The organism is Brevibacillus sp. YAE8 (genome assembly GCF_057543335.1).
Map to the genome: position 1 here is coordinate 1 of NZ_BAAIYG010000004.1, position 23,831 is coordinate 23,831.

At 46.6% G+C, this 23,831-nt stretch carries 17 protein-coding genes, 1 tRNA gene and 2 pseudogenes; 5 read left to right on the forward strand and 15 right to left on the reverse strand.

All coding sequences use genetic code 11. The features are described from left to right. Nucleotides 1-223: 223 nt before the first annotated feature. From AC27IT_RS07895 to AC27IT_RS07920, 6 genes are all read right to left on the reverse strand, one after another. Nucleotides 224-1,351, reverse strand: a complete 1,128-nt coding sequence (locus AC27IT_RS07895) for a cysteine desulfurase family protein (RefSeq protein WP_122953194.1) — start codon at nucleotides 1,349-1,351, stop codon at nucleotides 224-226. Then, nucleotides 1,352-1,738: a DNA sulfur modification protein DndE gene (gene dndE, locus AC27IT_RS07900; RefSeq protein ID WP_122953195.1), complete on the reverse strand. Its 387-nt coding sequence runs from the start codon at nucleotides 1,736-1,738 to the stop codon at nucleotides 1,352-1,354. Then, the gene (gene dndD, locus AC27IT_RS07905; protein ID WP_122953196.1) at nucleotides 1,722-3,746 is read right to left on the reverse strand and encodes a DNA sulfur modification protein DndD; all 2,025 of its coding nucleotides are present in this window, start codon (nucleotides 3,744-3,746) and stop codon (nucleotides 1,722-1,724) included. The genes dndE and dndD overlap by 17 nt, the downstream gene beginning before the upstream one ends. Then, on the reverse strand, nucleotides 3,736-5,139 hold the full coding sequence (gene dndC / locus AC27IT_RS07910) for a DNA phosphorothioation system sulfurtransferase DndC (RefSeq protein ID WP_122953197.1): 1,404 nt from the start codon (nucleotides 5,137-5,139) through the stop codon (nucleotides 3,736-3,738). The genes dndD and dndC overlap by 11 nt, the downstream gene beginning before the upstream one ends. Before the next feature lie 7 nt (nucleotides 5,140-5,146). Next, on the reverse strand, nucleotides 5,147-6,235 hold the full coding sequence (dndB, locus tag AC27IT_RS07915) for a DNA sulfur modification protein DndB (protein ID WP_122953198.1): 1,089 nt from the start codon (nucleotides 6,233-6,235) through the stop codon (nucleotides 5,147-5,149). A gap of 1,327 nt (nucleotides 6,236-7,562) precedes the next feature. After that, on the reverse strand, nucleotides 7,563-8,354 hold the full coding sequence (locus AC27IT_RS07920; RefSeq protein ID WP_122953199.1) for a DUF2935 domain-containing protein: 792 nt from the start codon (nucleotides 8,352-8,354) through the stop codon (nucleotides 7,563-7,565). A 459-nt stretch (nucleotides 8,355-8,813) separates the two neighbouring features. Between AC27IT_RS07920 and AC27IT_RS07925 the strand changes: the two genes are divergently transcribed. Both AC27IT_RS07925 and AC27IT_RS07930 read left to right on the forward strand, forming a co-directional pair. Further along, nucleotides 8,814-9,934 (forward strand): IS3 family transposase gene (locus AC27IT_RS07925; RefSeq protein ID WP_100225778.1). Its coding sequence is split into 2 segments (ribosomal slippage): nucleotides 8,814-9,063 and nucleotides 9,063-9,934, totalling 1,122 coding nucleotides; the frame shifts between segments, so codons are not numbered across the junction. Between the two features lie 19 nt (nucleotides 9,935-9,953). Beyond that, a pseudogene (locus AC27IT_RS07930) lies at nucleotides 9,954-10,193 on the forward strand (ATP-binding protein); the annotation flags it as partial. A 64-nt stretch (nucleotides 10,194-10,257) separates the two neighbouring features. Here AC27IT_RS07930 and AC27IT_RS07935 read toward each other — a convergent pair. Further along, nucleotides 10,258-10,455 (reverse strand): annotated as a pseudogene (locus AC27IT_RS07935) (transposase); the annotation flags it as partial. Nucleotides 10,456-10,938: 483 nt separating this feature from the next. Between AC27IT_RS07935 and AC27IT_RS07940 the strand changes: the two are divergent. After that, complete coding sequence (locus AC27IT_RS07940) at nucleotides 10,939-11,157, forward strand: helix-turn-helix domain-containing protein (protein ID WP_207212831.1); 219 nt, start codon at nucleotides 10,939-10,941, stop codon at nucleotides 11,155-11,157. 156 nt (nucleotides 11,158-11,313) lie between these two features. Here the strand turns inward: AC27IT_RS07940 and AC27IT_RS07945 are convergent, their stop codons facing one another. The 4 genes from AC27IT_RS07945 to AC27IT_RS07960 all read right to left on the reverse strand — a co-directional run bounded on the left by AC27IT_RS07945 (nucleotide 11,314) and on the right by AC27IT_RS07960 (nucleotide 17,473). Next, nucleotides 11,314-12,672, reverse strand: a complete 1,359-nt coding sequence (locus tag AC27IT_RS07945; RefSeq protein ID WP_122953236.1) for a stalk domain-containing protein — start codon at nucleotides 12,670-12,672, stop codon at nucleotides 11,314-11,316. 312 nt (nucleotides 12,673-12,984) lie between these two features. Then, nucleotides 12,985-13,060, reverse strand: a tRNA-Ala gene (locus AC27IT_RS07950). A 378-nt stretch (nucleotides 13,061-13,438) separates the two neighbouring features. Continuing rightward, entirely contained in the window at nucleotides 13,439-14,533 is a 1,095-nt protein-coding gene (locus tag AC27IT_RS07955; protein WP_487091721.1) for an ankyrin repeat domain-containing protein, read from the reverse strand. A gap of 300 nt (nucleotides 14,534-14,833) precedes the next feature. Continuing rightward, nucleotides 14,834-17,473: an Ig-like domain-containing protein gene (locus tag AC27IT_RS07960; RefSeq protein ID WP_487091722.1), complete on the reverse strand. Its 2,640-nt coding sequence runs from the start codon at nucleotides 17,471-17,473 to the stop codon at nucleotides 14,834-14,836. A gap of 206 nt (nucleotides 17,474-17,679) precedes the next feature. On the opposite strand from AC27IT_RS07960, the gene AC27IT_RS07965 reads away from it, so the two are divergent. Continuing rightward, a complete protein-coding gene (locus AC27IT_RS07965; RefSeq protein ID WP_487091723.1) occupies nucleotides 17,680-18,402 on the forward strand; it encodes a YdcF family protein in 723 nt (240 codons plus the stop codon). On the opposite strand, the gene dnaI is transcribed toward AC27IT_RS07965, so the two are convergent. The 3 genes from dnaI to nrdR all read right to left on the reverse strand — a co-directional run bounded on the left by dnaI (nucleotide 18,292) and on the right by nrdR (nucleotide 21,311). After that, complete coding sequence (dnaI, locus tag AC27IT_RS07970; protein WP_005833880.1) at nucleotides 18,292-19,230, reverse strand: primosomal protein DnaI; 939 nt, start codon at nucleotides 19,228-19,230, stop codon at nucleotides 18,292-18,294. The genes AC27IT_RS07965 and dnaI overlap by 111 nt on opposite strands. 15 nt (nucleotides 19,231-19,245) lie before the next feature. After that, nucleotides 19,246-20,685 (reverse strand): replication initiation and membrane attachment family protein, encoded by a 1,440-nt coding sequence (locus tag AC27IT_RS07975; protein ID WP_005833878.1) that lies wholly within the window; start codon nucleotides 20,683-20,685, stop codon nucleotides 19,246-19,248. 140 nt (nucleotides 20,686-20,825) lie between these two features. Beyond that, on the reverse strand, nucleotides 20,826-21,311 hold the full coding sequence (gene nrdR / locus AC27IT_RS07980; RefSeq protein WP_007784772.1) for a transcriptional regulator NrdR: 486 nt from the start codon (nucleotides 21,309-21,311) through the stop codon (nucleotides 20,826-20,828). Between the two features lie 137 nt (nucleotides 21,312-21,448). Between nrdR and AC27IT_RS07985 the strand changes: the two genes are divergently transcribed. Further along, nucleotides 21,449-22,579, forward strand: coding sequence for an HD-GYP domain-containing protein (locus AC27IT_RS07985; RefSeq protein WP_007784773.1), 1,131 nt, complete (start codon nucleotides 21,449-21,451; stop codon nucleotides 22,577-22,579). A 133-nt stretch (nucleotides 22,580-22,712) separates the two neighbouring features. On the opposite strand, the gene AC27IT_RS07990 is transcribed toward AC27IT_RS07985, so the two are convergent. Continuing rightward, nucleotides 22,713-23,759 (reverse strand): glyceraldehyde-3-phosphate dehydrogenase, encoded by a 1,047-nt coding sequence (locus AC27IT_RS07990; protein ID WP_005833872.1) that lies wholly within the window; start codon nucleotides 23,757-23,759, stop codon nucleotides 22,713-22,715. Nucleotides 23,760-23,831 lie beyond the last annotated feature (72 nt).

Below are 23,831 nucleotides of genomic sequence, written 5' to 3' on the forward strand. Positions count from 1 at the left end.
TAGCGTTTCCTACTTCGTGGGCTTCCTGGATCAATTGTTGTTTGAACTCGATTGAATAGCGTCTCCGTTGCATAAAAATATCCCCCTCTGTTCTTCTGATATCAGCTTAACAAGATAAGGGGGTATGTCTCAAATCCAATTTTGGGGCTTAAAAGTTGTGATCACCCCAAATCGTAAGTAGTCAGTTATAGAAAGGGAGGGAAGGGAGTCCCCCCTGAATGTATTACCGGGTCAATGTGTCAATAAAGAGATCGATTTCATCTCGCGTATTAAAACGAGATAGCGAGATCCGAACAGAAGAACGCACTTGATCCAGGGTTAAACCAATGCTTTGAAGAACATGAGATGGTTTACTTGAGCTGCAAGCAGATCCTGTCGATATGGCAAAGTGGTCAGCTAGTTTCTTCACAAGGAGTTCGTTGTTTACACCTTCGAAGCGAATATTTACGATTCCAGGTATTTTCGTAGCTGCCCGAGAATTCAAATGAAGGATTCCACTTAATTTTTCATGTAATTTTTGCAAGAGATATTGTTCGAGCTCGGCAAGGTGTTTCATCGTGCTGCGGAGATCGCGTTTCGCTATTTCAGCGGCTTTTCCAAACCCAACGATGTTATGAACATTTAATGTACCACTTCGATACCCAAATTCTTGTCCACCACCGTGCAATAGTGGTGTAAGTTTTGTTCGAATACCTAGTGCGTCTTTCTTAATAATACATGCTCCTATGCCTTTTGGACCATGTATTTTATGAGAAGAGAGCGATAAAAACGTAATGACTTGGGATGATAGGTCTATTTCTACTTTACCAGCTACTTGGGTAGCATCTGTATGTAGAGATACGCCATGCTTTGCACATATACTGCTAATGGTCGAGAGATCGTTTAACGTTCCAATCTCGTTATTTCCCCATACAACACTAACCAATGTTTTCAGGTGGTGATCAGATTCTAATAACGTATCTAACTGGTCTACATCACAAAAACCATAGGTATCTACATCAAGGTAATGGACTTTGACACCATGAGATTCGAGATATTGAGCAGTATCGAGAACGGAAGGGTGTTCCGTTTTCGTAGTTATTATACGTACCCCACTACGCGTATCCAGATACCCTTTTAGTACCATATTGTTACTTTCCGTTGCTCCGCTAGTGAAAACAACCTCATCCGGATCGCATTTAAGTAACTCGGCAATATGAAACCGTGCTTCTTCTACCGCTTTTTTTGCATTTTCTGCCAAAGTGTAATATTTACTAGAGGGATTTCCGTATTCTTCTTTAAAAAATGGAAGCATTGCATCGAATACTTCCGGATGAACAGGGGTGGTTGCACTATTGTCAAAATAGATCATTTAATCGCTGCCCCCTGGTATTTTATCAAGAAGGTTTGTAATCAGTTTCTGACTATTGCCAGCATAATTATATTCGTTTTCTAGGAGTTTACATCCACGCTCAAGATGTGCATTAAAAAGAACGGGAAAGTAGTCTTCATCTGATAGTTCCCTTTTTTCGCGTTGGCTAATCAAAGCTTTAAAAACAAAATCATAACTACCAGTCAATGTATTTCGATTGAATTCCAGTCCACTTACATCTTTCACGATGGGACTAACGGGTTGGGGCTCTTTCAGCGATAATGCGACGGCAATCCTAGCCAAGATATTCGGCGTTAAACCTGTAGCGTTCTGTAGATCTTTTAATCGGTCCGCTGTTGCTTTTGATGTTTTAAGACGAAATTGCATGGCTATTGTCCTCCAAAGGATTCGAGAAGGTAAAGAAATGCTTACCAACCTCAATGGTTGACTTTTGTGTGTTATATTCAATCGTATAGGTTGAAACAACTGCAGGTTGAATGAGTTTGTAATGCTCTTCATCAATTTCAGAGTCAGTTGAAAGAATAATGACCTGGTCGCCGCAACGAGGAATCAAATGCTCGATGATACTTTTCTTATGTGTTTGGTCAAGTCGACCGAGTAACGTATCAAAGACGAATGGAAGACGTCTTCTAGAACAATGGGCCATTGCCCAAATCGTCGATAAGAGAAGTAATTGTTTCTCACCCGCAGAGAGACTTTCTTTGTTAATTTCTTCATTGGTTGAGTTAAATAGCTTTAGCTGAAACGTTTCTGGATGAATAAATACCCGGACAACAAATAGTTCTTTGCGGAACAAGAGTTGCAACATACGTGCTGCCTCAATCTCCACATCCTGCAACTTTTTCTGCATCTGAAGGCGACGAAATTCTTTACTCACATCCAGAACACGTTTGGTGATGGCAAAGATATTTTCTGCTTTTCTGGAATGAATCAATTTCTCCTTTAACTTAAGATAAGTGTTCGTTACCTTTTGAATCTGTTCTTCCAGATCGGAGCGGCTTATGTTTAATTGTTCTTTTCTGTGAAGCAATGCGATGTTTCGATTCTTTGCTTCATTAATATTTTCCAGAAGGTCCCGAAGTTCGCTCGTCATATCATTCTCATTAATTTTCTGCCGAATCTCTTGTATCGTTTTGATCATTTTTGCATTTCTTTTGATATTGTCGGAAATTTCCTTCGGATCAAACTGATTGACCTGATTGCTAATGGATACAATTTCGGCTTTTTGTTGATAAGAAGCTCGATGAATGGGTTCAGATGACTCAATAGAAAGTAGTCCGAGGAACTCTGTGTAAAGTGCTTCGGATGCTGCAGCCGTTTCCTTCTGTGCCAGAATGACCCCTTTCCGAGTTAAATTCTGGAGGATGTGATCGAAATCGCTTTGTTGAGTCATTTGTTTAAGACCTTCGATAATCTCAAGCTTTGTTTCATTTTCCATTTGGCGATTGACATCGTGGAGTATATCTTTCACAAGAGCAAAGGGGAGAAGGGTTGAGATTAAGTCTCTATTTTTATCCATCATTGCTCTTCTTTCTTGCTCAATATCATTCATCTGATTAATTAAAGAATCTCGCTGCTCTTTTAGTAATCCGCCATGGATTTCAAATTGTTTTTCACTGTTTTCGAGTGAAGATTGATTTTCCTCGATTTTTGTCTCAATTTCTACTTGTTCCTGCATGATGAGCGCACGTTGTTTATTTAGCATTTGCAGGGTGTTTTCTAACTCTAAGATTTTTTGCTGATCGCTAGATAAGGTTTCTTGGATCGCGTCTTGTTTTAAATAGGTTTTTAAATCGGTCTCCAAGTTTTCAAAGAGATCAAGATTAAACATCACTTTCGCTGTTTCTTGTAGATAACTGGACAAAATTTCATCGGAAATGGCTTGTGCAACTTTTTCTCCATCAAACAAACAAAGTTCTAATAATTGAGGGGGAGTTTCCTCGCGTAATTTGGTTTGGAAAATGTCTTTTTCTTGACTGGAGAGGATCCTTTGGTTGCATATAATTTCCAGATCTTCTTTGATGGTGTCACGCTCTAGTTGCCAGCTTCTACGAAGAACGTAGACATTTCTTTGGAGATTTTCAACGAGTTCGAGATCAAGAATCACTTGAAATTTATTCTCGCGATTTTTAACTGCATATGAATTTAATTTCGATGAAATTTTATCGAAATAGGGAACACTTTCTGTCTTATATCCATAGGCCAAGGGGCCAAACAATGCGAGACGAATACTTTCAAGAATGGTTGTTTTTCCAGCACCGTTTTTTCCACCAAATAATACGACATTTTGATTTGCATTAAAGGTGCGCAAATCAAAATCAAAGTTGCCATAAAATGCTCCGATATTCGTTATACGCAAACGGTTAAACTTCATCTTTAAACCCTTCTACTTTCCCATAGTGTAGTTTATCTTGATTAAGCGTTTTATCGAAATCTTGCAGTAAACCACGTCGAACTTTATATCCAACATAGCTTTTTTCGATACCAATTAGTTTTTTGAGGAGATCGAAAGGTACATTGTTAGCTTCACATAGTAACTCTAAATCTGTGAGTTGTTCCCTTTCGAACAATGGCCGTTCATCCGATTCCCAGTCTAGGCCCTCACCCATAACCTCTTGATAGATCTGTTGAACACTATTATCCCAATCGCCGTCTTCAAACCAATATTTTTGAATCACTTTTAATTCCTCTTCTTGAATCAGTTTGTAGTCAGCATCGTATGGATTGTTGAGTCTTTTTTGGGTTTTTAATAGTTCTTTCAATATCTCTTTTCTTGCTTCTAACGTAAACGGGCCAAGGCCTAACTCTTTTTCTTCTCCTTCACCAACGAAATAAATGCTACCATTCATCCGGTGTTTTTCCCGATATTCTCGATTATCACGTATTTCAGAAAGCCAATTTCTATACTCTAAAAGGGGAGTTAGCCAACTCTCACCACTCTCGATAAACCCTTTTAGTGCCTTATCTTCTTTCACAACGGTGCAAACCCAGCATCCGAACCGACTGTTTCCGCAAGAACCTGCACTTTCTTTGATCTCTTTATCAACAATGAGGGGGCATTCCCCACCAGAAGAGTTTTGATAAAGCGCATGCAGCTCATAGTTGTCGGTATCCCAGGGTGTTTTCCCATCATTACTCAACAGAAAGTTCCATACATCATCCAACGTGAAGTCACGAATGGGTGCATACACATAGGCATTGGATAGACTGGAATGTCGCATCAAAATTTTCCCATCCACCGTATGGGATTCCATCACTTGTGCGCGTGTAGCACTTTCAGAGTCGCGAACGCCCAAAACCATAATCACTTCACCAAATTGAGAAACTTTATCCAGGATGAAGCTGTTCGCTGGATCAATTTTCATCCGGTCAGTGCACCAACGGAATTTTTGGCGGGGAGAAGGATACCCTTTTCCTATGAGAGAAGCCCAGAATGTTTTCTCCATGAGTGGTTTTACCTTATGCGTTTCAATAGGAAGATTCATCTCGACAGCCTTTTGCTGAATTTTTAAAAGGGTAGCGTTAATTGACGAGATTATTAGAGGAGTCTCCACAAGCGTATCAGAGGAGATGATAAAGACTTTTTTAATTCGTTTTTCCAGTGGAAGAGTCGCTAGCGCATGAAACACGAGCTGAACCACAACGGAAGAGTCTTTTCCACCACTAAAACCAACAACCCATGGGCGGTCATCCTGCAGATATATTTCTTGGATTTGTGCAATCTTATCTGAAATTCTGTCTTTACTATTGATTAGATCAAATAACATATATGATTCACCCTACTTTTAATTTGTCTTCGATGGCTAGTTCGTGCTCTCCAAGGGGGATGCCTACGTATTTTTTGATTAAATTTGCTGTCAATTGAATAGTATCGTTGTTTTTATTAATTCTTCCTGTTGGTCCAAAGGCGCGTCCCAACCAGGCAATATTGCTTCTGTTCCAATCGATGGAGGATAGCTTAGCAATATAGGCAGTCCAGTCAGTTGGGTGATTATTATAGAGATAATTGGCGACAATTCCGATTGCTTCTAAAAAGACACCGTGAGCGTTTATATAATTCGACCGAAGTTCAGCAGGAGAAAGCTGTTTTTTTAATACTTGCTGCCATTCGACCATGGAGTTACACAGTTCAGACCAGAATTCCTCTAAAAACTGTTTCTCCGCATTTGAGATAAATTCGCCTTTCTTTTTATTAAGAATGCGGCTGTTGGTCTGAAAAATGTTACTCAGTGCAAATATTTTGGGAGAAAGCTTGGAGAGCGACTGCTTCTCTTTGTCGGTGTAACGCTCTAACAGAGGAATTTTTGCAATGATCTCCTTTGTTAAGTTGGCTAACTGATCACGATGTTCGTATAGGATTCCTAGTGAAGAAGTCGTGTTCACCGCGTGACGATTTAAATCAGCAAAAATTTGTTGGCTTTTCATTAAGCCTTCGTCTCGGTAAAACACTACTGAAATCGTTTCTTGACCTATTTCGGGCATAACTTTTAGAGCTTCCTCAATTGCTGCTCTTCTATGCTGTCCATCGTTAATGAGAAAGCGGGCATCTAGTGAAATTGAAAGTCTACCGATATCCTTAAATTGAGGATCATTAGAATAAGGTGAAAACAACATTTTACCGTCTACAGAAGCTGTTAGGGAAGAAAAAACATAATCATTGGGATTATTAAGTATGTAGTTGTAGATATCTGGCACTCTCGCTTTATTCAAAGAACGTTGAGCACGATGCTCAGGAGGAATTTCTTCTTCATCGAATAAGAAAATTCTTGGAATTAGTCGTAGAGGGCACATAACGACGTAATATTCATTACCAGCTTGGATTCCGCGTATAGCAGGAAAATTATAGCTAAAGGTAGCATCCATGGAAAACACCTCTATTACGTACGTAATTTTCTTTCTATATATTAGAATATAACAGTTCTGTTGACAAGTTTTATTGTAGTAATTTGCACTAATAAGCTATAAATTGATGACTTATCTCCATTTTCGGTTACCAGTGGAACCTAGTAAATAAAATGTTTGATCAAAGTCAAGACGAAAAAAATATCCGATATATGCTGTGGTGAATGCAGGTTAGAATAACCTTGACACGAGCGAATTTTCATTTACCCGTGGAAACATGCAGATATGGCTTGATGGATCTTGACAGGAGGGAAGTAAGGTTAAGGGTTTGGGGGGACGAATTGGGGACGAAAGCTGTCATTTCAATCAAGAAGGCATTCAAATAGAACTAAGTGAGACTGGAGAAAACTCTTATAAATCAAGGCCTTAGCTCAACACGTCAGATGGGAACCAAAAGGCCAATGTTCCCGCATGTAGAGCATATTTTGGTCACACCTTTCCGTTTTTTAGCTTCTCGGAAACCTCGAACGAAAATGAAACTAACTGTTTGAAAGCCTTGCCCCGCAAGGCTTTCTTCCGTTTTTTTCGTATCTCTCCTCTCCCCTCCCCCACACTGGCAGAGTAGAGGTCAGCGGTTCGATCCCGCTATGCTCCACCAAACATAAGGTCGTTGAAACCCTTGGGAAACCAGGGGTTTTCGTCATTTTCAGGAGTTGTAGAGCATTGGGCCCTATGCTGGGCTGTTGGGGACGGATTATTTTACTCCCTTTTTCACCCCGCTAAAAGCCACTGCTGTCCGTTTGTTCATTTCATCGAGGAAAGGTAAATGATGATGAGGTGACAAGATGAGCGAGGAGCGAGTGAAGGCAATAGCTGGGTTTCGTCAATATTTGGGCAATCAAAGCTGCCAACCAGATCATCTGACAGATGAACAGTTGCTTCATTCGGTCGGGAGGTCATTTGTCATAACAACAAGAGTTTTTACGACCATCCAGACTGTCATACGTTTACTTGTAAGACGGCCGCTCCGGTGATCGAAGGCGTCAGCGCCAATTGCTGTATCGTAAAAAGAAAAGCCAAGCAAAGCGCAAGGCTTAACTTACGCTCCATTATGTCAAACAGGGGAGGGGCAGAAGTGTACCGCTCGTCCTACGTAAGTCGTCCGCTCAAAGCTTTGGTTCCTCAGGTAAATCCCGAAAGGCGGGGGCGGTATCGACTCACTTCTGGCGGAGGCGGCGCAGCAAGCAGTGGCGTAAAGATGGAGGCCCGGGCTGCAGCTCCCGGGCACAAACCACACGATTGTATATCAAAAGAATTACAAATTCCCCAAAAGGGGAGTTACCATGAGCTACTTTGAATGCGATAAAGCAACATCAAAGGCATCGAGTATTTCAAGGAAGTGAGAGGCTTCCCGAAAGACGTGATCGGCAAGCAATGGAGGGATAATACTTTTGATGCGACAAGCTTCAATAAGTTCATACGCCGTTTTCTTAAAGTCGCGTAATTGCCGGACTGAAACACGGTTTTGGTCAACGAACTGATCGAGAAGAGGCCGAGTTTGGGATTGGGGGCGCATGGAGTCAAGATCTTGTGCCTGAAATAAAAGTTGGTCGAAGTCATGACTGAAATCTCTCGCTTGTTCCACCAACTTTCTTTCGGATGGATCAAGCAGGTGGTTTATAAATTTTGCATGATCGGCCATGATTTTCAGGAAAAAGACATTCTCATTAATAACAGCATCAGGCAGTGGATCAAGGTTTCCGGTATTCAGTTGTTCTAAACGATTTTTGAAATATGCAGCTTCTCTACTAACATGGTCAACCAACAAAGGGAAATTGTTTCCGCCGATCTTGCAACGAATGATTAACCCGAGAACGTGTCGTTTAAAAGTCCAAATATGAGAAACGGCATTGTGCACGATTTGGTTAAAATCGTAGATTCTTTGCGGATCTACATCCCGGGAAAAGGAGTGAGCGCGGTTTTCAATATCTTCAAAGATCCCGTAAAAGCGGTCTGCATCGCTAATTAACTTGGTGTCATCACAGTTGAAACCCAATTTCAAAAAGAGGGAATGTTCCTTCATTATGCGAGACCAAAAGCGAATTTCTTCTAATGACCGATCCACAAACTCATCTGCCATGTGGCACCTCCTGAGGTAGTAATTAAAAATCCCATGCAAGGATTGATACAGCAAGGAGTTCAATTCGTTACCTGAACACAATCTATACCTATGCTGTTGCCCATTATTACGAATGGGCGATTGCCTAGCATTACCTCAGGGAGTAAGCCCAATTCAATTGTGTAAGTCCCTTGTAATACAAAACATTACGTTTGTACCCGGGGGAGGGGGAATGAACCTGCGACAATTGAGGAGTGGAGAATACCACAAGAACGAGCAAAGGATCATTTAAGATTTAGATCTGGTTAAACTTTGGGTTACTTCAAACTGGTTTCCTTTTAATTCCATCACTTCAGTAGGCATTAATGTTTGTTCTGGACCACGAGCGCTATATTTATTGATATGGACAGGTTACACTTAGCTAGACAGGAAAATTAAGGTCAAGTAGACTACTACTAACATATCTGAGGAGAATCTACTATGACGAAAAAAGAAAGAAGGACATTTACGTCTGAATTTAAAGAACAGATGGTTCAGCTTTATAAGAATGGAAAGCCAAGAAAGGATATCATTCGTGAATATGAATTAACACCGTCTGCGCTTGACAAATGGGTCAAACAGAGTCAAACATCTGGTTCTTTCAAAGAGAAGGATAACCTTACCCCCGAGCAACAGGAACTTATCAAATTGCGGAAAGAAAATAAACAATTGCAAATGGAGAACGATATTTTAAAGCAAGCTGCGCTGATACTAGGACGAAAGTAAATGTGATTCGGAACAACCAGCACAAATACTCGATATCAGCAATGTGCAGAGTCCTCCAATTACCAAGAAGTACATACTACTACGAGGCACAGGAAAAACACTCCGAAGATGAACTGGTCGAAACGATTACGGGAATCTTCCGCATCAGCCGCCATAACTACGGCACGCGTAAAATTAAGACGGAGTTAAAAAAGAAGGGCTTGATCGTATCCCGGCGGAGAATTGGCAGAATCATGAAAGAAAACGGACTTGTGTCATCGTATACCGTGGCTCAGTTCAAGCTTCACGTAGCGTCTTGCAATGAATCAAACGTGACAAACGAGCTTGATCGACAATTTGATCAGAGAGAACAACTGGCAGTTGTAGTGAGTGATCTGACATACGTGAGAGTCGCGCAAAAATGGCAATACGTATGTCTATTAGTCGATCTCTTTAACCGAGAAATTATTGGGTATAGTGCGGGACCACGCAAAGATGCAAAGCTGGTTTACCAGGCGATTGCATCCATTCAGACCGATTTAAACAGGATTCAAATGTTTCATACCGATCGTGGAAATGAGTTTAAAAATAAGCTCATAGATGAAGCACTGACAGCTTTCCGTATCAAGCGTTCCCTTAGTATGAAAGGCTGTCCGTATGATAATGCAGTAGCCGAAGCAACATTCAAAATCTTTAAAACTGAGTTTGTTAAAGGTCGGCATTTTGAAAGTTTAGAAAAACTAGTGCTGGAGTTATCCGACTACGTGCATTGGTACAATCATATCAGAATCCATGGCTCACTCGGTTATCTAACTCCTGTCGAGTACAAACTTGAACACCTTAAAAAAGTTGTCTAGTTTAGTGTTGACAATCCAGTTTGTGCCCTTTCACAAAGACGGAGCTGAACTACTGTTTAACGTCATCTCCGAATGCTATGAGCAAAGGAGTGTGATTGTCACCTCTAACCTTGAGTTTGGCCAGTGGAACACGGTGTTTGGAGATGCCAGACTGACAGCAGCGCTCGTGGACCGACTCGTTCACCACGCACACGTCCTGGCTTTCACCGGCGAGAGCTACCGGCTACGAAATGCGCTATCCGGAGTGAGATCGTCATAATCTTCAGCGTTGGCCGTGCCTATGCACAAATCCGCAGCGATTCTCTGTATTTTTGACTTGCGAAAAACAGCCCACGATAATCCTCAAACGATTCTCCGCTCTGGTGCTTACGTACCCAACTGATGATCTGTGCATCACTTTTAATTCCCAGCTTTTCTCTTATCTCCTGATAGCTCCACTGCTCTTCCAAACGCAAGCGAACAGCCTCTTTCTTCGTATCCTCGCTATAACGAGTAAAGACCTGTCCCTTCTTTGGTGGCATGAAAAATCCCCTCCGGTCAACAGTAATGAGTCCATGATATCATGAACTCTTTTTTTACTGTCTACCTTGAGGGGATAATACCAGTTCTTTTTGTTCATCATTCTCTTTTGTTGAACTATGACTGATTTTCCTCACACTCCGTCAATGCTTAATATTTAATATCCTTCAGCTTCTCTTAAATATTGCTTATTGTTGCTAATGTTTTAGAAAAAACATTCCCAACATACTAAGATAATAGAAAGGCATACTCGCAAGCATTGACCGGATATGTAGGCTTTCACTGGTTTTCTATGGTTTTCACCGGCTATAGATACCAATATAGAGGATCTCACACCACAAAACATACGTTCTTTTGTAAATATATTACATTATGTTGAATACTTTATCTGTTGTTGGAATTATACCAATTTGATAATGGTTGTAAAAGGAGTATTTCTCTTTGAACAACCATAACCTTACCATTAAAAAATTATCGGTAAAACCGTGAAAGCCTTACGAATCAAGCAGGGATTAAGTCAGGAAGATTTAGCAGGACTATGTCAAGTGGATCGTTCGTACATATCTATGATTGAAGTCGGCAGGAATGAACCATCGGCCAGCAAAATTTTTGAACTCTGCGAAGGATTGAAAATCAAACCTTCTGATTTCTTCCGATTGCTGGAAGCTGAGTATGAAAATCTAAAGAAAAACGAGAGCAAGTAAGAATAATCTGTTTTCGTAGAATTTTATGATAATCCATCAGTCTCCCACTGATGGCTTCAGCGTGTAGACAAAGTATCGACAGATACAAGGTCTACACGCTGAAACCGCCAAAATTAGGCTGTTTTGACTTAAGAGCTGGTAGGTGAGAGAGTTTTATCACTTTGTAATAATCAGGGCTACAAAGTTCTGAGCATCCCATCCTACCTTTGCTCCAATGGTCTCACTAATAAAACGGAGTGGAACATACGTCGAACCTTCAGATGAAATAAACGGTGCTACAGATAACGTGATAGGTTTACCATTTACATAAGCTGTCCGATCGCCAATCGTCAATCTTATTGTAGTGTACCATTTCTCAATTTCTATGGAGTGAGTCTCCTTAAACCAAGTTACCTTTGCTTCAATTGCGTCAAAAACCCCTCGAAGGGGAATGAAAGTATTCCCATCACGGATAAATGCTGGTGGATTAACAGTGATTAGGTCTCCATTAATCCCAATACCAACATTGTCTTTCGTGAAAGGTTTTCTTGGTACGTATTTACCACTACTGTCATAATAACCTGATGGTAAGATGATTGGTGTAGGATCTGGTAAATAGTCAGGCTTAGCAAATCTTGGATCAGGCTTGGTTGTGAAAGACCATGTTTTCGAACCACTTGTTGGCTTCCAATTCCCCCAACCATCAGTGGTGTCATAACCATTGTATGTTACCGTTACTGTGTACTTCTCGTTGTAAGCAAGTTCGTCCTTGGGGAAAATATAAACTTCAGCAAAACCGTTTTGTACAAAGACTGGAACATCTTCACCCTTACTATTTGTTATTTTTACATTGTACACAGTATCCAATGAGAGAAGTTTTCCAGTTTGATACGTAATTGCATAACCTGTTTTACTGACACCAAATTGATTAAGCGGGTTTGGAAGTTCATCTCCATAAAAACCTATATCCACATTTGTTTGGCCATTATAAGGATATACAACGTCATTATGAGCAACTGAGTCACCATCTCCAAGATAATAGTTGCCTACAATAACACCATTAACGAAAGCAAAGCCCACCTCTTCTAAATCTGCAGAAATCAAAGAATCCCTATGATAAGGTCCATATATTAAATTATCGATCCCCTCTATTAATGACGATCGAAAAGCTATTCCCTCACCTAAAACCCCTGTTGAATATCCACCCACTGCCTTTATCCGCATGCTAGGATCATCGCCTGTGTAGCCCTTCTTGTTGCTTTCCTCATTATGAGCTAATAATGACCAATTATTCTCTGGGTTTATATTTAGGTATTTTGCGTGATTTTCTGCTGCTTTTGTTAGAAACGGATTCAATTTGACTGGGTGAACGCCGATTTTACTACGAATTTCATTAAGGTGATTGAGAGCATCTAGCTGTTCCTTTGTGTATATGTAATCTGATGATTCTGCCTTTACTGACGTTGAACTAAACAAGGTCGATATTCCACTAATGGCTAGTATGATCGCTAGCCAGAATGATCCGAGCTTATTCATTTTTATCCTCCGTTTCCGGTTTGGTATTCGGAAAATCCTTATGTGCAAAGATATGATTGGAATCTATTTCTTCTTAATTTTAACGAGATATTTCACACGATTCAACATTTTTCGACTAAAATGAAGTATGATTGTATATAGGCAAATAATAACTCAAGCATCATTTCAGCTTGAGTTTTTTCAATAGAGCTATCTAATTTTCTGTAAAATTGCTATCTAAGAATCCTGTTATCTCGTAATAAACACAGAGCAAACAAGGGGGGTAAATTCAAAATAAAAAAACGACATCTCTGCCGTTTTTATTAAATGTATTGGTGGACCCTATCGGGATCGAACCGACGACCTCTACACTGCCAGTGTAGCGCTCTCCCAGCTGAGCTAAGGGCCCGCGATATTATCATTATGACCATTATGTATGCTGTAGCGGATTACCGCCTCAGTGATCTCAGTATAGCACACCTCTCTATTACAGTGCAAGCGAAAAAAACGGAAAAAGTCAGGCTCGTCATGAAAAAAATCTCCCGAATAGCTCACTCACATTTCAATCACTCCCCCCACTCAACACCCAGTTCAAACTCCGAAAACAAAACCAAACCCAAAAACGCCCCTGTCTATCATCCTTCCTATGTACTCCACCGCCACCCAACACCTCCATCTGCCAGCTTCCCTTCCAGCACTTCCTCTATGAAATAAGGGCTGTCTGAAATAAGAGCTGTCTGAAACAAGGGCTGCCGAAGCCAACAGCCCATCACCGCCCCTTCCCCTCCTAAGCCTTCTTCTCCTCAACCTCTCCCTCCATAAACCGGACCAAATCCACCTCCGGCTGCGCCAAAAACTCCGCAAAGCTGCCCAGATCGGCATACTCCCCATGCTCTTCGTCGTAGCAACCAATCATGCCTTTCTTCTTCGGATTCCACACCAGATGCAGATGCGAATAGTTCTCGATATCCGCAGACAGACGCAGCAGCTTTTGCCGCCCGACTTTCAGCTCGATCGTATCTGCCAACGAAAAGAAATCAATATACCCCATCCCGTACTCGTTTTCCGCAAGCTCCACGCGCAGATTGTCTCCAGTGAGAAAACGAACCAGCTCGGCAGACAGCTTGTAGGTTTGCAGCTCATACTTCCTGTTCTCCACATCATGAAACTTTGCAGGCTCTAACGATTTCAAATAGGCGGCCAGTTCCTCGTGCTTGCTGCTGACAGCGATGGTGTAGGGGCGCTCGCCGCCTTTTTCCGCCAGGGTGACGTCGGCGCCGCGTTCGATCAGATGTTTGGCCATGGCGAGATTGCCCATGCGCGTTGCGACGGTTAGTGGAGTCGCCCGATACGGATAGACCATGTCCGGCTGGTTGTAGTTGATGTCGACTCCGTGATCGAGCAAGTAATCGACGGTTTTCCGGTCGTGGTCGGATACGGCCATGCGCAACACATCGCCTCCATGCAGCCTGATATCGAGTCCCAGCTCGCGGATGAGCGGAATATTCTTTTTGTTGCCGTAGTACGCTTGGGCATACGCGCCGGAGCCGACCCGGTTTTTCATGTCCAGCCGCGCGCCTTGGGCGGCGAGGTAGCGGACGATGTCTTCCTTGCAATAGCGGACAGCGATGAGAAAAGCAGGTTCGTCCTTCGCATTCAGGTTGACGTCGTGCTCAACCAGGAGCTTGACCACCTCCAGCTTCTCCGCTACTAGCGCCAGCTCCAACGGGCTTACGGTCGTATATTGGCTCAGGACAAGCTTTTCTTCTACATCCCAGCCTGCCGCAATCGCCGCCTGCAAAGTCGCGACGTTTCCCTCGTAAATGTGTGCTGCGATTTCCGGCAGCACCTCAAAACTCCCGATATCTTTCAGTTTGACCATCTGCCCTGACTCCTCCCCCGCCTCAAAACCTGCCTAATTTATAGTCAAAATCTATGTAGATGCAAAAGCTACGTAAAGTATAGAAAAGCTGTTGGAAAAAAATAACAATCCGAAAGTCCGGTCCAGCCAAGCGCTTACGCAAATCTCCCTTCTCCCGGCTGGCCGTGTTAGCTATAAGACACCCTTTGGAGACGCTACCATTCCATGAAAAAAGAGGCGCCCCTTGATCGAACAATCGACCATGGAGACACCCCTTCTGGAATTAGAATTAGATGAATTTAAATCTGTTCCTGCTCTTACCTACCGCACCGTCACCACAATCGGCGTTTTCTTGCCGCCGTAGCTGACGTAGATCGTCGCTTTGCCCGAGCCTGTCGCCTTGATGACACCGTCTTTCACGTCTGCGACCAGCAGACGCGAAGTAGTCCACAAGGCTGGCTTCGTGACGTTTGCCTCAGAGCCGTCCGTGTAGGTGGCGATGGCGTTGACTTGCTTCGTTTCGCCCTTGTTCATGATGACCTGGACGACGTCTGTTTTCAAATATTTCAGCGTGTCTACATCGACAGGGACGGAGACGCTCTTGTCGTTGTATTTGGCTGTAATCGTGGACTTCCCGTAGGCGATCCCTTTGACTAAGCCTTTGGAGACGTCTGCTACCTTGTAGTTGCTCGTCTTCCAGTCAGCAAGGCTGGTGACGTCCATGGTGCGTCCGTCTGACAAGGTGGCGGTCAGCTTGATTTGGACGCTGCTGCCATTCGATTTCAGGCTGACAAAGCGCTTGTCCGCCTCCAGCTTGGTGACGATTCCCACTTCCACCGGAAGGGTTACAGACTTGCCGCCGTACTTGAAGGTGATCGTGGCGCGGCCATTGGCAAGGCCGCGTACTTTGCCGTTTTCCACGTCGGCTACCTTCAGGTTGGACGAGGTCCATTCCGCGGTTTTGGAGACGTCAACGGTTGCGCCCGAGCTGTCTGTCGCCTTCAATTCAACTGCCGTGGAGTCATTGACGTTCATAATCACCAGGCGAGGGTTGATCGTCAACGTTTGCGCTTGATCGACCTCTACGGCAACCGTCACGCTCTTGCCTTCAAACGTACCTGTGATCGTTGCTTTTCCGGAAGCAACGGCGGTAATTTTGCCCGCGTTCACTTCGGCTACCGCACCGGAGGAGGTAGTCCATGTCGCCTGGTCATTGATGTTGTCCTTGACTGTGCCGTCCGCGTAGGTGGCGGTCAGCTTGACTTCCTGGCTGTCGCCTTTGCTCAGGACCAGCGACTTTTTGTCCACGGTCAGCGATTGCAGCACGCCGATGGATACCGGAATGTTGATCGAGCGTGTCCCATAAGTCGCCGTGATCGTCGCAGCCCCGGTGGATACACCTGTTACCAGTCCCTGGCGCACAGTGGCTACTGCTGGCGCGCTGGATGTCCAGGTCACTTTTTGGGTCACATCTGTGCTTGTTCCGTCAGGGAAAGCAGCAGTTACTGTTACCTGCTTGACATCTCCGACCTGGATCGCGACTTTGGCCGGGTTGGCGGTCAAGCTTTGCGGCACATCCACGTCCACGACCAGCGTAGCTGTCTTCCCGCCGTATTTGGCGGTCAAGGTCGCCGTCCCTGCTTTGTAGGCGGAAATGGTTTTCCCGCTGGCAAACACGATATCCGGGTGATCCGAGGACCATTCGAGCTTGTCGGTAATGTTCTCGCTCTGTCCGTCGGCAAAAAAGGCTTTCACAATGACGTTGTTGCCATTTGGCGCACTTCCGATTTCCACGGTTTTGCCACTTGCCATCGTCAGGTAGGACGGGATGATGTCCAGCGAGCGCGGCACTTCTACATCCACCAAGATTTGTACCGTTTTGTTGCTGTATTTGGCGGTGATGATGGCTTCGCCTGAAGCGACAGCATAAATTTGTCCGTTGCTGTAGTACGCAACATCTTCACGGTCCGAAGACCACTCTGCCTTGTCATTGACGTCTACAGACGTAGACGAGTTGGCATAGGTGGCTTCCAGCTTCACCGGCTTGTTTTCTCCCACCTTCAAAAATACGTTCTGGGGAGTCGCCACCAGCCGTTGCGTATTGTCGACGTCAACCTTGATCGTTGCGGTCTTGGTGCCGTATTTGGCTGTGATGGTAGCCGAGCCCGGACCGTATGCCGTGATCGTCCCTTTCAGCGCGTCGGCTACTGCCGGGTTGTCCGAAGACCATTCGGCTTTCGCTGCTACATCGTTATCTTCCGGAGTGTCGTCAGGGAAGATCGCGAGCAGTTTGATTGTTTCCGAGCTTGTGCCAGGGTTGCCCAAAAGCAGGGACACTTGTGTTTTGCTCGGAATGAGGCGGTGAGCGATTTCCACGCTGACCTGTACGCTCGTCGTCTGGCTGCCGTACTTGGCCGTAACGGTTGCCGTACCGGAGCTCAAGCCTCTGATCTTGCCGTTAATGACGGTCGCAACTGCCGGCTTGTCGATTGACCAGTCGGCTTTTTCCGTTACGTTTTCAGGTTCGCCTTCGCTGTAGTAAGCCGTCAATTCAACCGTTTTCTCTTCCCCGATCCGGGTGTTGACGGACTGCTGATTCAGCGACAGCGCCTTTACTTTTTTCGTGACGTTTACATTGACGATAGCTGTCTTGCCCATATATTCCGCAGTGACTACGGCGTTTCCGACAGCCTTGGCTGTGATTTGTCCCGAGTAGACGTTAATCACCTTGCCCTGGTCCGGGCTTTGCCAATTCGTCTTCACTGTAACCTCTTCCGTTTTCCCGCTCTCATAGATGGCCGTCGCCCCTACGGAAACGGTGTCACCCAACTCTAGCGTTACCTCGTTTTTGGTCAGTACAAGGCGGTTGATGACTTCCGCAGCCAATCCGATCCCTGCACTTCCGGTTCCCACAAATAGCAGGACGGCCAGAAACAAGAGCATCGTTTTTTTCCAGAACATTGCCAGCCTCCCTCGCAAGTAAGAAATTTGCTGTTTTTCGAAACCATCTCACCATTACTATATCGGCATTTGCGAGAAATAATTTACCAGTTATTTATGTCGGCTATGTGTCGAAGCGTGTAACTAGATAGTAGTTGCAACGTCTAAATAAAGAGAATGATCGAGCATTTGCACGAAAAAGAGAGATGCGAGGGAGCAACGATAGCATGAAAAAACTGCGAAAACGAATACGAGATTTTTTTCCGCGCAGAGCGCTGCGGGCACTCGCCGTCGTCGTTCTGCTCGGCGGAATGTGGATCGGCTATCATTGGCAACGGATTGAAGAAACGGCCGAGCAGGCTGTCCCCCGACACGCCGATGTCGGCATCGTGCTGGGGGCTGCTGTGTGGGGAGAAGGCCCAAGTCCCGGACTGCGCGAGCGGTTGGAGCAAGCCGTCCAGTTGTACCGGGATGGCTACGTGTCTGCCTTGCTCGTCACAGGCGGACTGGGCGAGGGAAAAACGAAAACAGAAGCAGAGGTCAGCCGGGACTATCTGGTCGCCCACGGCATCCCGGCAGAGCACATTCTCATGGAGAACCAGTCCACCAGTACATACGAAAACCTGCTGTACGGCCAGCAGGCTTTCGACGACTATCGTATGCACCATGTGTTGATAATTAGCCACGACTACCATTTGGCCCGCGCAATGACCATGGCCGAATCGCTTGGGTGGAACGCCTCTCCGGTCGCCGTGCACTCGCATGTCTTGTTCGGGCCGTACCATCGGGGCAGAGAGGTGCTTGCCATCTCGTACTGGGAAGCCTCCCGCCTCTTCGCGTTAGCTGCCCGCTCGATGGTTTTGGCGGCGGATTTCGTAAACGTCCACGAAGTGACGAATCCGCTCCATGATCCGCGCCGCCTTTGTCTGCTCAATCCGGTTGCCATTTGAGATAGACAAATGCTCCTGTAGCTCCTCCAGCGAGTAGTTCGAGGTAAACAGCGTCGGCAAATGGTTGTTCGCCCGCTGGTTCAAAATGACGCCCAAAATCTCGTCCCGCACCCACGGCGTCAAGTTTTCCGCCCCGATGTCGTCGAGGATGAGCACAGGCACTTCCTTGAGCAGCTCCAGCTTCCCAGCGTACGACTGGTCCGAGATCGAATCTTTCATCTCGCGGATAAAGTCGGGCACGTACACGAGCAGGGAAGCGACATTGCGCTCGGACAGCTCGCGGCCGATCGCGCCCATGATGTAGCTTTTTCCGACGCCAAACGGGCCGTGGAAATACAGGCCCTTGACCCGCTCGCCCGTACCTACCTTTTCACAAAACTGGATCGCCGCTTCCACCGAGGCCAAATTGTCGGCGTCGATGACCATTGACTCGAAGCTCGCGTTCATCGTCTCTTCGGACACGTAGTAGCTGCGCATGAGGCGACGGCGGCGCACCTCTTCCTCGTGCGCAAGCTGCTTGGAACAGGGCCTGATCGAGCTGACGATGTTGCCGTGGGCCACCTCAAGCTGGGTGCTGTGACCCCTGACCAGATTCGGGCACTCGCCAAGCCCCGGACAACGCTCGCACCAATACTGCTCCTTGACTGCTGTATAAATGCTGGAGAGCGAGCGAAGGTAATCGTCTCGGGTCAATGCCGGGTGCTCCGCCTGAAAAGCTTTCAAATACGCAGACGAACGGAACATTTTATCCAATTGCTGATCGGGTGTCAGCAGTTGACGCGGCGTTCGCTTGGCAAGCTCCTGCATGAACTCGCTGATAGATTCCATATTCCCTCACTCCCCTTACTTCCGTTTTCGCAGCGTTTCCAGCCTCTTTTGCAATTCCGGAAAATCCTGAATGGACTGCCCTTTGGAAGCGTCCGGCGCTGCCTTTTCCTGCGACAACTGCCATTCCACCGAAGCTGGCAGCTTGTCTTGCAAAATCGCCCGGCCGTTTCGTCTGACCGGAGTTGGTTCCTTCTTCGCTGTTTTTGCTTTTTCGCCGGACTGCGCCCGTTGCTCGGAGCGCTCCACGATTTGCTTCACCGCTTCATCGACAGTGGCAATCCGCTTCGCCTTCCAACTGTCGCGAATCGTCTCCATGTACGCTTTCGGCAGCTCCATCTGCATGCTGGCGAGCGTGTGCAAAAGCAGCGCGTTCACGACTTCCGGCGACATGCCATCTGCGAACACCAACGTCTCGGCGCGTTCCAGATACACCTTGCTCACGCGGCCGCCCACGACCTTTTCCAAGAGCGCCAGCGGGGAAAGCAGCCGGCAGGCGCGCACAAACGCTTCGCTGCCCGGTTCAGGCAACTTGCCCGGCCCCCAGTCGTCATCTGGCGTAGCCAAAGCCGCATCGCTGCGATACAGCTTGCCTTCCGTGTAGCGCTGCATGAGCCGCTTGCGAAGCACCTCTCCGTCCAGGCTCCGGTCCGCCTTGTACAGCGTCCAGTCGCGCAGCTCCTGCCCCATGCCCCAGCTATCCAACTGATAAAAATGGCAGAGCGAAAACAACAGTTCCATGCTTTTGCCTTCCAGCACTTTGGCGGCATCGGCGTTGTCCGGCAAGTACAGCCGCAAAGACGACACGCTCAGCGAATGGTTCACCTGTGCTTCGAAGCCGGACTTCATCTCGGCCTGCGGGAAGTTTGTCTCCATCTCGGTCAAAAAGCGCTCGCGCTCCGAGCCTTTTTTCACTTCCAGCTCCGACGGTTTCAACGATTGGAAAACTTCGTGAAAATCTTTGGTGATATTTTCTACCTGCGAATATTCCTCTGCCAGCTTGCTGCCCAAGGCATCGGCATACTGCTGCCGCAACTGGGAGTAGCGGACGTTTTCGATTTTGTTGAGCAGCATCAATGAAAGCACGTAGTCCGCGAAAAACTCTCCGGGCGCAAGCGGCGGTTTCAGCAAATATTCGTAGTAATAATCGCGCTGCTGGTTTTCCCGGCGGCGCACTTCGACAAGTCCGATGGCCTCCAGGCGTTCACGCGCATCCAGCAAACGATCCAGGGACAGCGAAGAGGCGAGCATGAGACTGCGATGGGTTCCCTCCGCAGAGGCCCCGCTCGCTTCCTGCACACTGTGGACAAGCATTTGGTAGAGGGCGTACGATTCGACGCCAATGATCGGCAAGTACAACTGCGTGACAAACCCCATTTCCGAAAAGCTGAGAGGTCTTGCCAGCCGCACCAGGTAACGATCTTTTGGCAACAATTCGTTCCAGACTAAACGGCGCATCAGATCTTTCCTTCCTGACAAAATTCGATTCTATTATTATAGCATGGCAAACGGATGTGCGTAGAAAAATAACTGGAAAGCAAAATAGCCCCGGCGAAATTCGCAAGAGCGTGAGGAGAGTCCTATCGGTTATCTATCTCTTAATCATTCGGCAACGAAGACTGGCTGCCCCTCGCCTGCGCCAGAAGCTCCTCCAGCTCTTTCATGAATACATTGATATCTTTGAATTGGCGATAAACAGAGGCAAAACGGACGTAAGCGACTTCATCGACGTGGTACAAACGCTCCATGACCTTTTCCCCGACATCGTTGCTCGGGATTTCCGCCTGGCCGCAGCTACGCAGCTCTTTTTCAATGTCGTTCACCACATTTTCCAGCACTTCCAACGGAACAGGTCGCTTCTCGCAGGCGCGCACCAGACCGCGCAACACCTTTTCGCGGCTGAACTCCTCGCGGGTGCCATCCTTTTTCACGATCAAGAGCGGCGTTTCCTCGACCATTTCAAATGTAGTAAAACGACGTTCGCACGATTCGCATTCCCGGCGGCGACGGATTGATTTATTATGGTTAAAGGGGCGCGAATCCAGGACTTTAGTGCCATTGTATTCACAAAATGGACAACGCATATCAGAATCAACTCCAATACTGACAATACATGTCTACAGTGTCCCTCATATTCCAGTCAGAAGTCAAGTCAATCCTTGTACCTATTTAAAGCATAAGTCGAATGGAGTACAATATGGGTACTGTTGGAGGGATTGGAATGCGTTTAGTTTCTTTAAGACAAGCCCAGCCGGGAATGAAGCTCGGCCGTACCGTTTTCACCGAAGATGGAAAAGTGCTGCTTGGCGTCGGTATGCAGTTGACAGAGCGCTTGATATCCGGACTTCAACGATCCGGTGTCGACTCCGTTTACATTGATGATCCACGCACGGAAGACATCGTAGTGGAGGACGTCATTCGTCCGCAGACCAGACAAGTTGCCGTGGAAGTCATTGAAAAAACGATCAAGCAGATCACCAACTCGAACAAGCTGGCCCGCAAAATCTCCCTGAAAGAAATGGGCCTGCATTTTCAACGGGCTTTCAGCTCCATTCTGGACGACCTGATGCAAAACAAGCAGATGGTCGGTCACCTGACCACGATCTCTTCCCATTCTCCATCCCTGTACCATCATTCGGTCAACGTGGCAGTGCTCGCGACGGCAGTCGGCATGTCGCTCGGCTACAACCGGACCCAACTGATGAATCTGGGCATCGGGGCCATGCTGCACGATATCGGCAAGGTCAGTTTGCCGGAGGAGCTTTTGCAGAAAAAAGAGCGCTGGAATGCAGAAGAACAGGAGCTGGCGAAGCAGCATGCGACGCTCGGCTTTGACCTGCTTCGCAAGCAGCACGACATTTCCTTGTTGTCTGCCCACGTCTGTTTGCAGCACCACGAACGGCTGAACGGGAGCGGCTATCCCCAGGGCCTGGTCGGGAAGCAGATTCATGAATTCGCCCAGATTGTCGGTCTTTGCGATATTTATGACTCATTGACCTCTCCGCGTCCCTGGCGCAAGCGCTACATGCCCCAGGATGCTGTCGAATACTTGCTCGGCTCTGGCGGTCATCTTTTCGAGCATCATCTGGTGAACGCCTTTATCAAGCACATCGCGATTTTCCCGATCGGAAGCAGCGTCGTCCTCAATACGGGCGAGACAGGGGTAGTCAGTCGCGTTGACCCGGACTATTCCCATCGGCCGACGATCCGCGTCTTGAAAGACGGGCGCGGCAACGATGTCATCGCTCCGTACGATCTCGACCTGAAGGAAAACATCAAGCTGTTTATCGTCGGCTTCGAAGACGATCAATTGTTTAACATCAGCGGCTTGTCTGAATCTTCTTCTTCGTGAATGGAAATGATAGCGGAAACAATTTGGCTTCGCCCTTTTGACGGCGAAGCCTTTTTTTGCGGGGAGGGGCAAGCATGACAAAAAGCCCTTTGCCGCTTCGTTTGAAACGGGCAAAGGGCTTGCTCAGTCGAGCTTAGTTGACACCAGCCGCCGCTGCTTCTTTGGCAGTTGCCTGGTTGTGCATTTCCGATACGTGGCGCACGAGGTCTACGACGCGGCAGGAGTAGCCCCACTCGTTGTCGTACCAAGCGATTACTTTTACCTGGTTGGTTCCCATGACCATCGTGGACAGACCGTCGACGATCGAGGAGTTGTCGTTGCCGTTGAAGTCGCTGGATACGAGCGGCTCGTCGCAAAACTCGAGGTAGCCTTTCATGCTGCCTTCGCTTGCTTCGCGCAGCACGCGGTTCACTTCTTCTACGGTTACAGGCTTTTTCGTGTTGATTACCAGGTCCACAACCGATACATTCGGGGTAGGGACACGCAGCGCAAAGCCGTTCAGCTTGCCATTCAGCTCAGGCAATACTTTGCCTACCGCGCGAGCAGCGCCCGTAGTAGTCGGGATGATGGACTCGCCAGCCGCGCGCGCACGGCGCAGGTCTTTGTGCGGGTTGTCGATGTTCACCTGATCGTTTGTGATCGAGTGAATGGTTGTCATCAAGCCTTGCTCGATGCCGAACGCATCGTTGAGCACTTTTGCCACCGGAGCCAGGCAGTTGGTGGTGCAGGAAGCGTTGGACACGATATGGTGATTCGCATGGTCGTAGATGGAATCGTTTACGCCCATGACGATCGTTGCGTCTTCTTCCTTGGCTGGAGCCGTGATGACCACTTTTTTCGCTCCGCTTTGCAGGTGCTTGCCAGCGCCTTCGCGATCCTTGAATTTTCCAGTCGCTTCCACGACGATTTCCACACCCAGTTCGCCCCAAGGCAGCTTGAGCGGGTCGCGGTCGGAAAGGACAACTGTCGCTTTGCCATCTACAATGATTTTGTTGTCTTGTACTTCCACTTTATTTTGCAGGCGTCCATGAATCGTGTCGTATTTCAGCAAGTGTGCAAGCGTCTCCGCAGGATAGCTGGCGTTGATCGCTACGATTTCAATGTTGGGGTCCTGGATAGCGCGGCGGAATACCATGCGCCCAATACGGCCGAAACCATTAATACCAATTTTGATTGTCATAAATAGAAACCCCTTTCGCAATTAAGTTACACTGATCCGTTACTTTCATTATAATAAGTATAACACAATTAT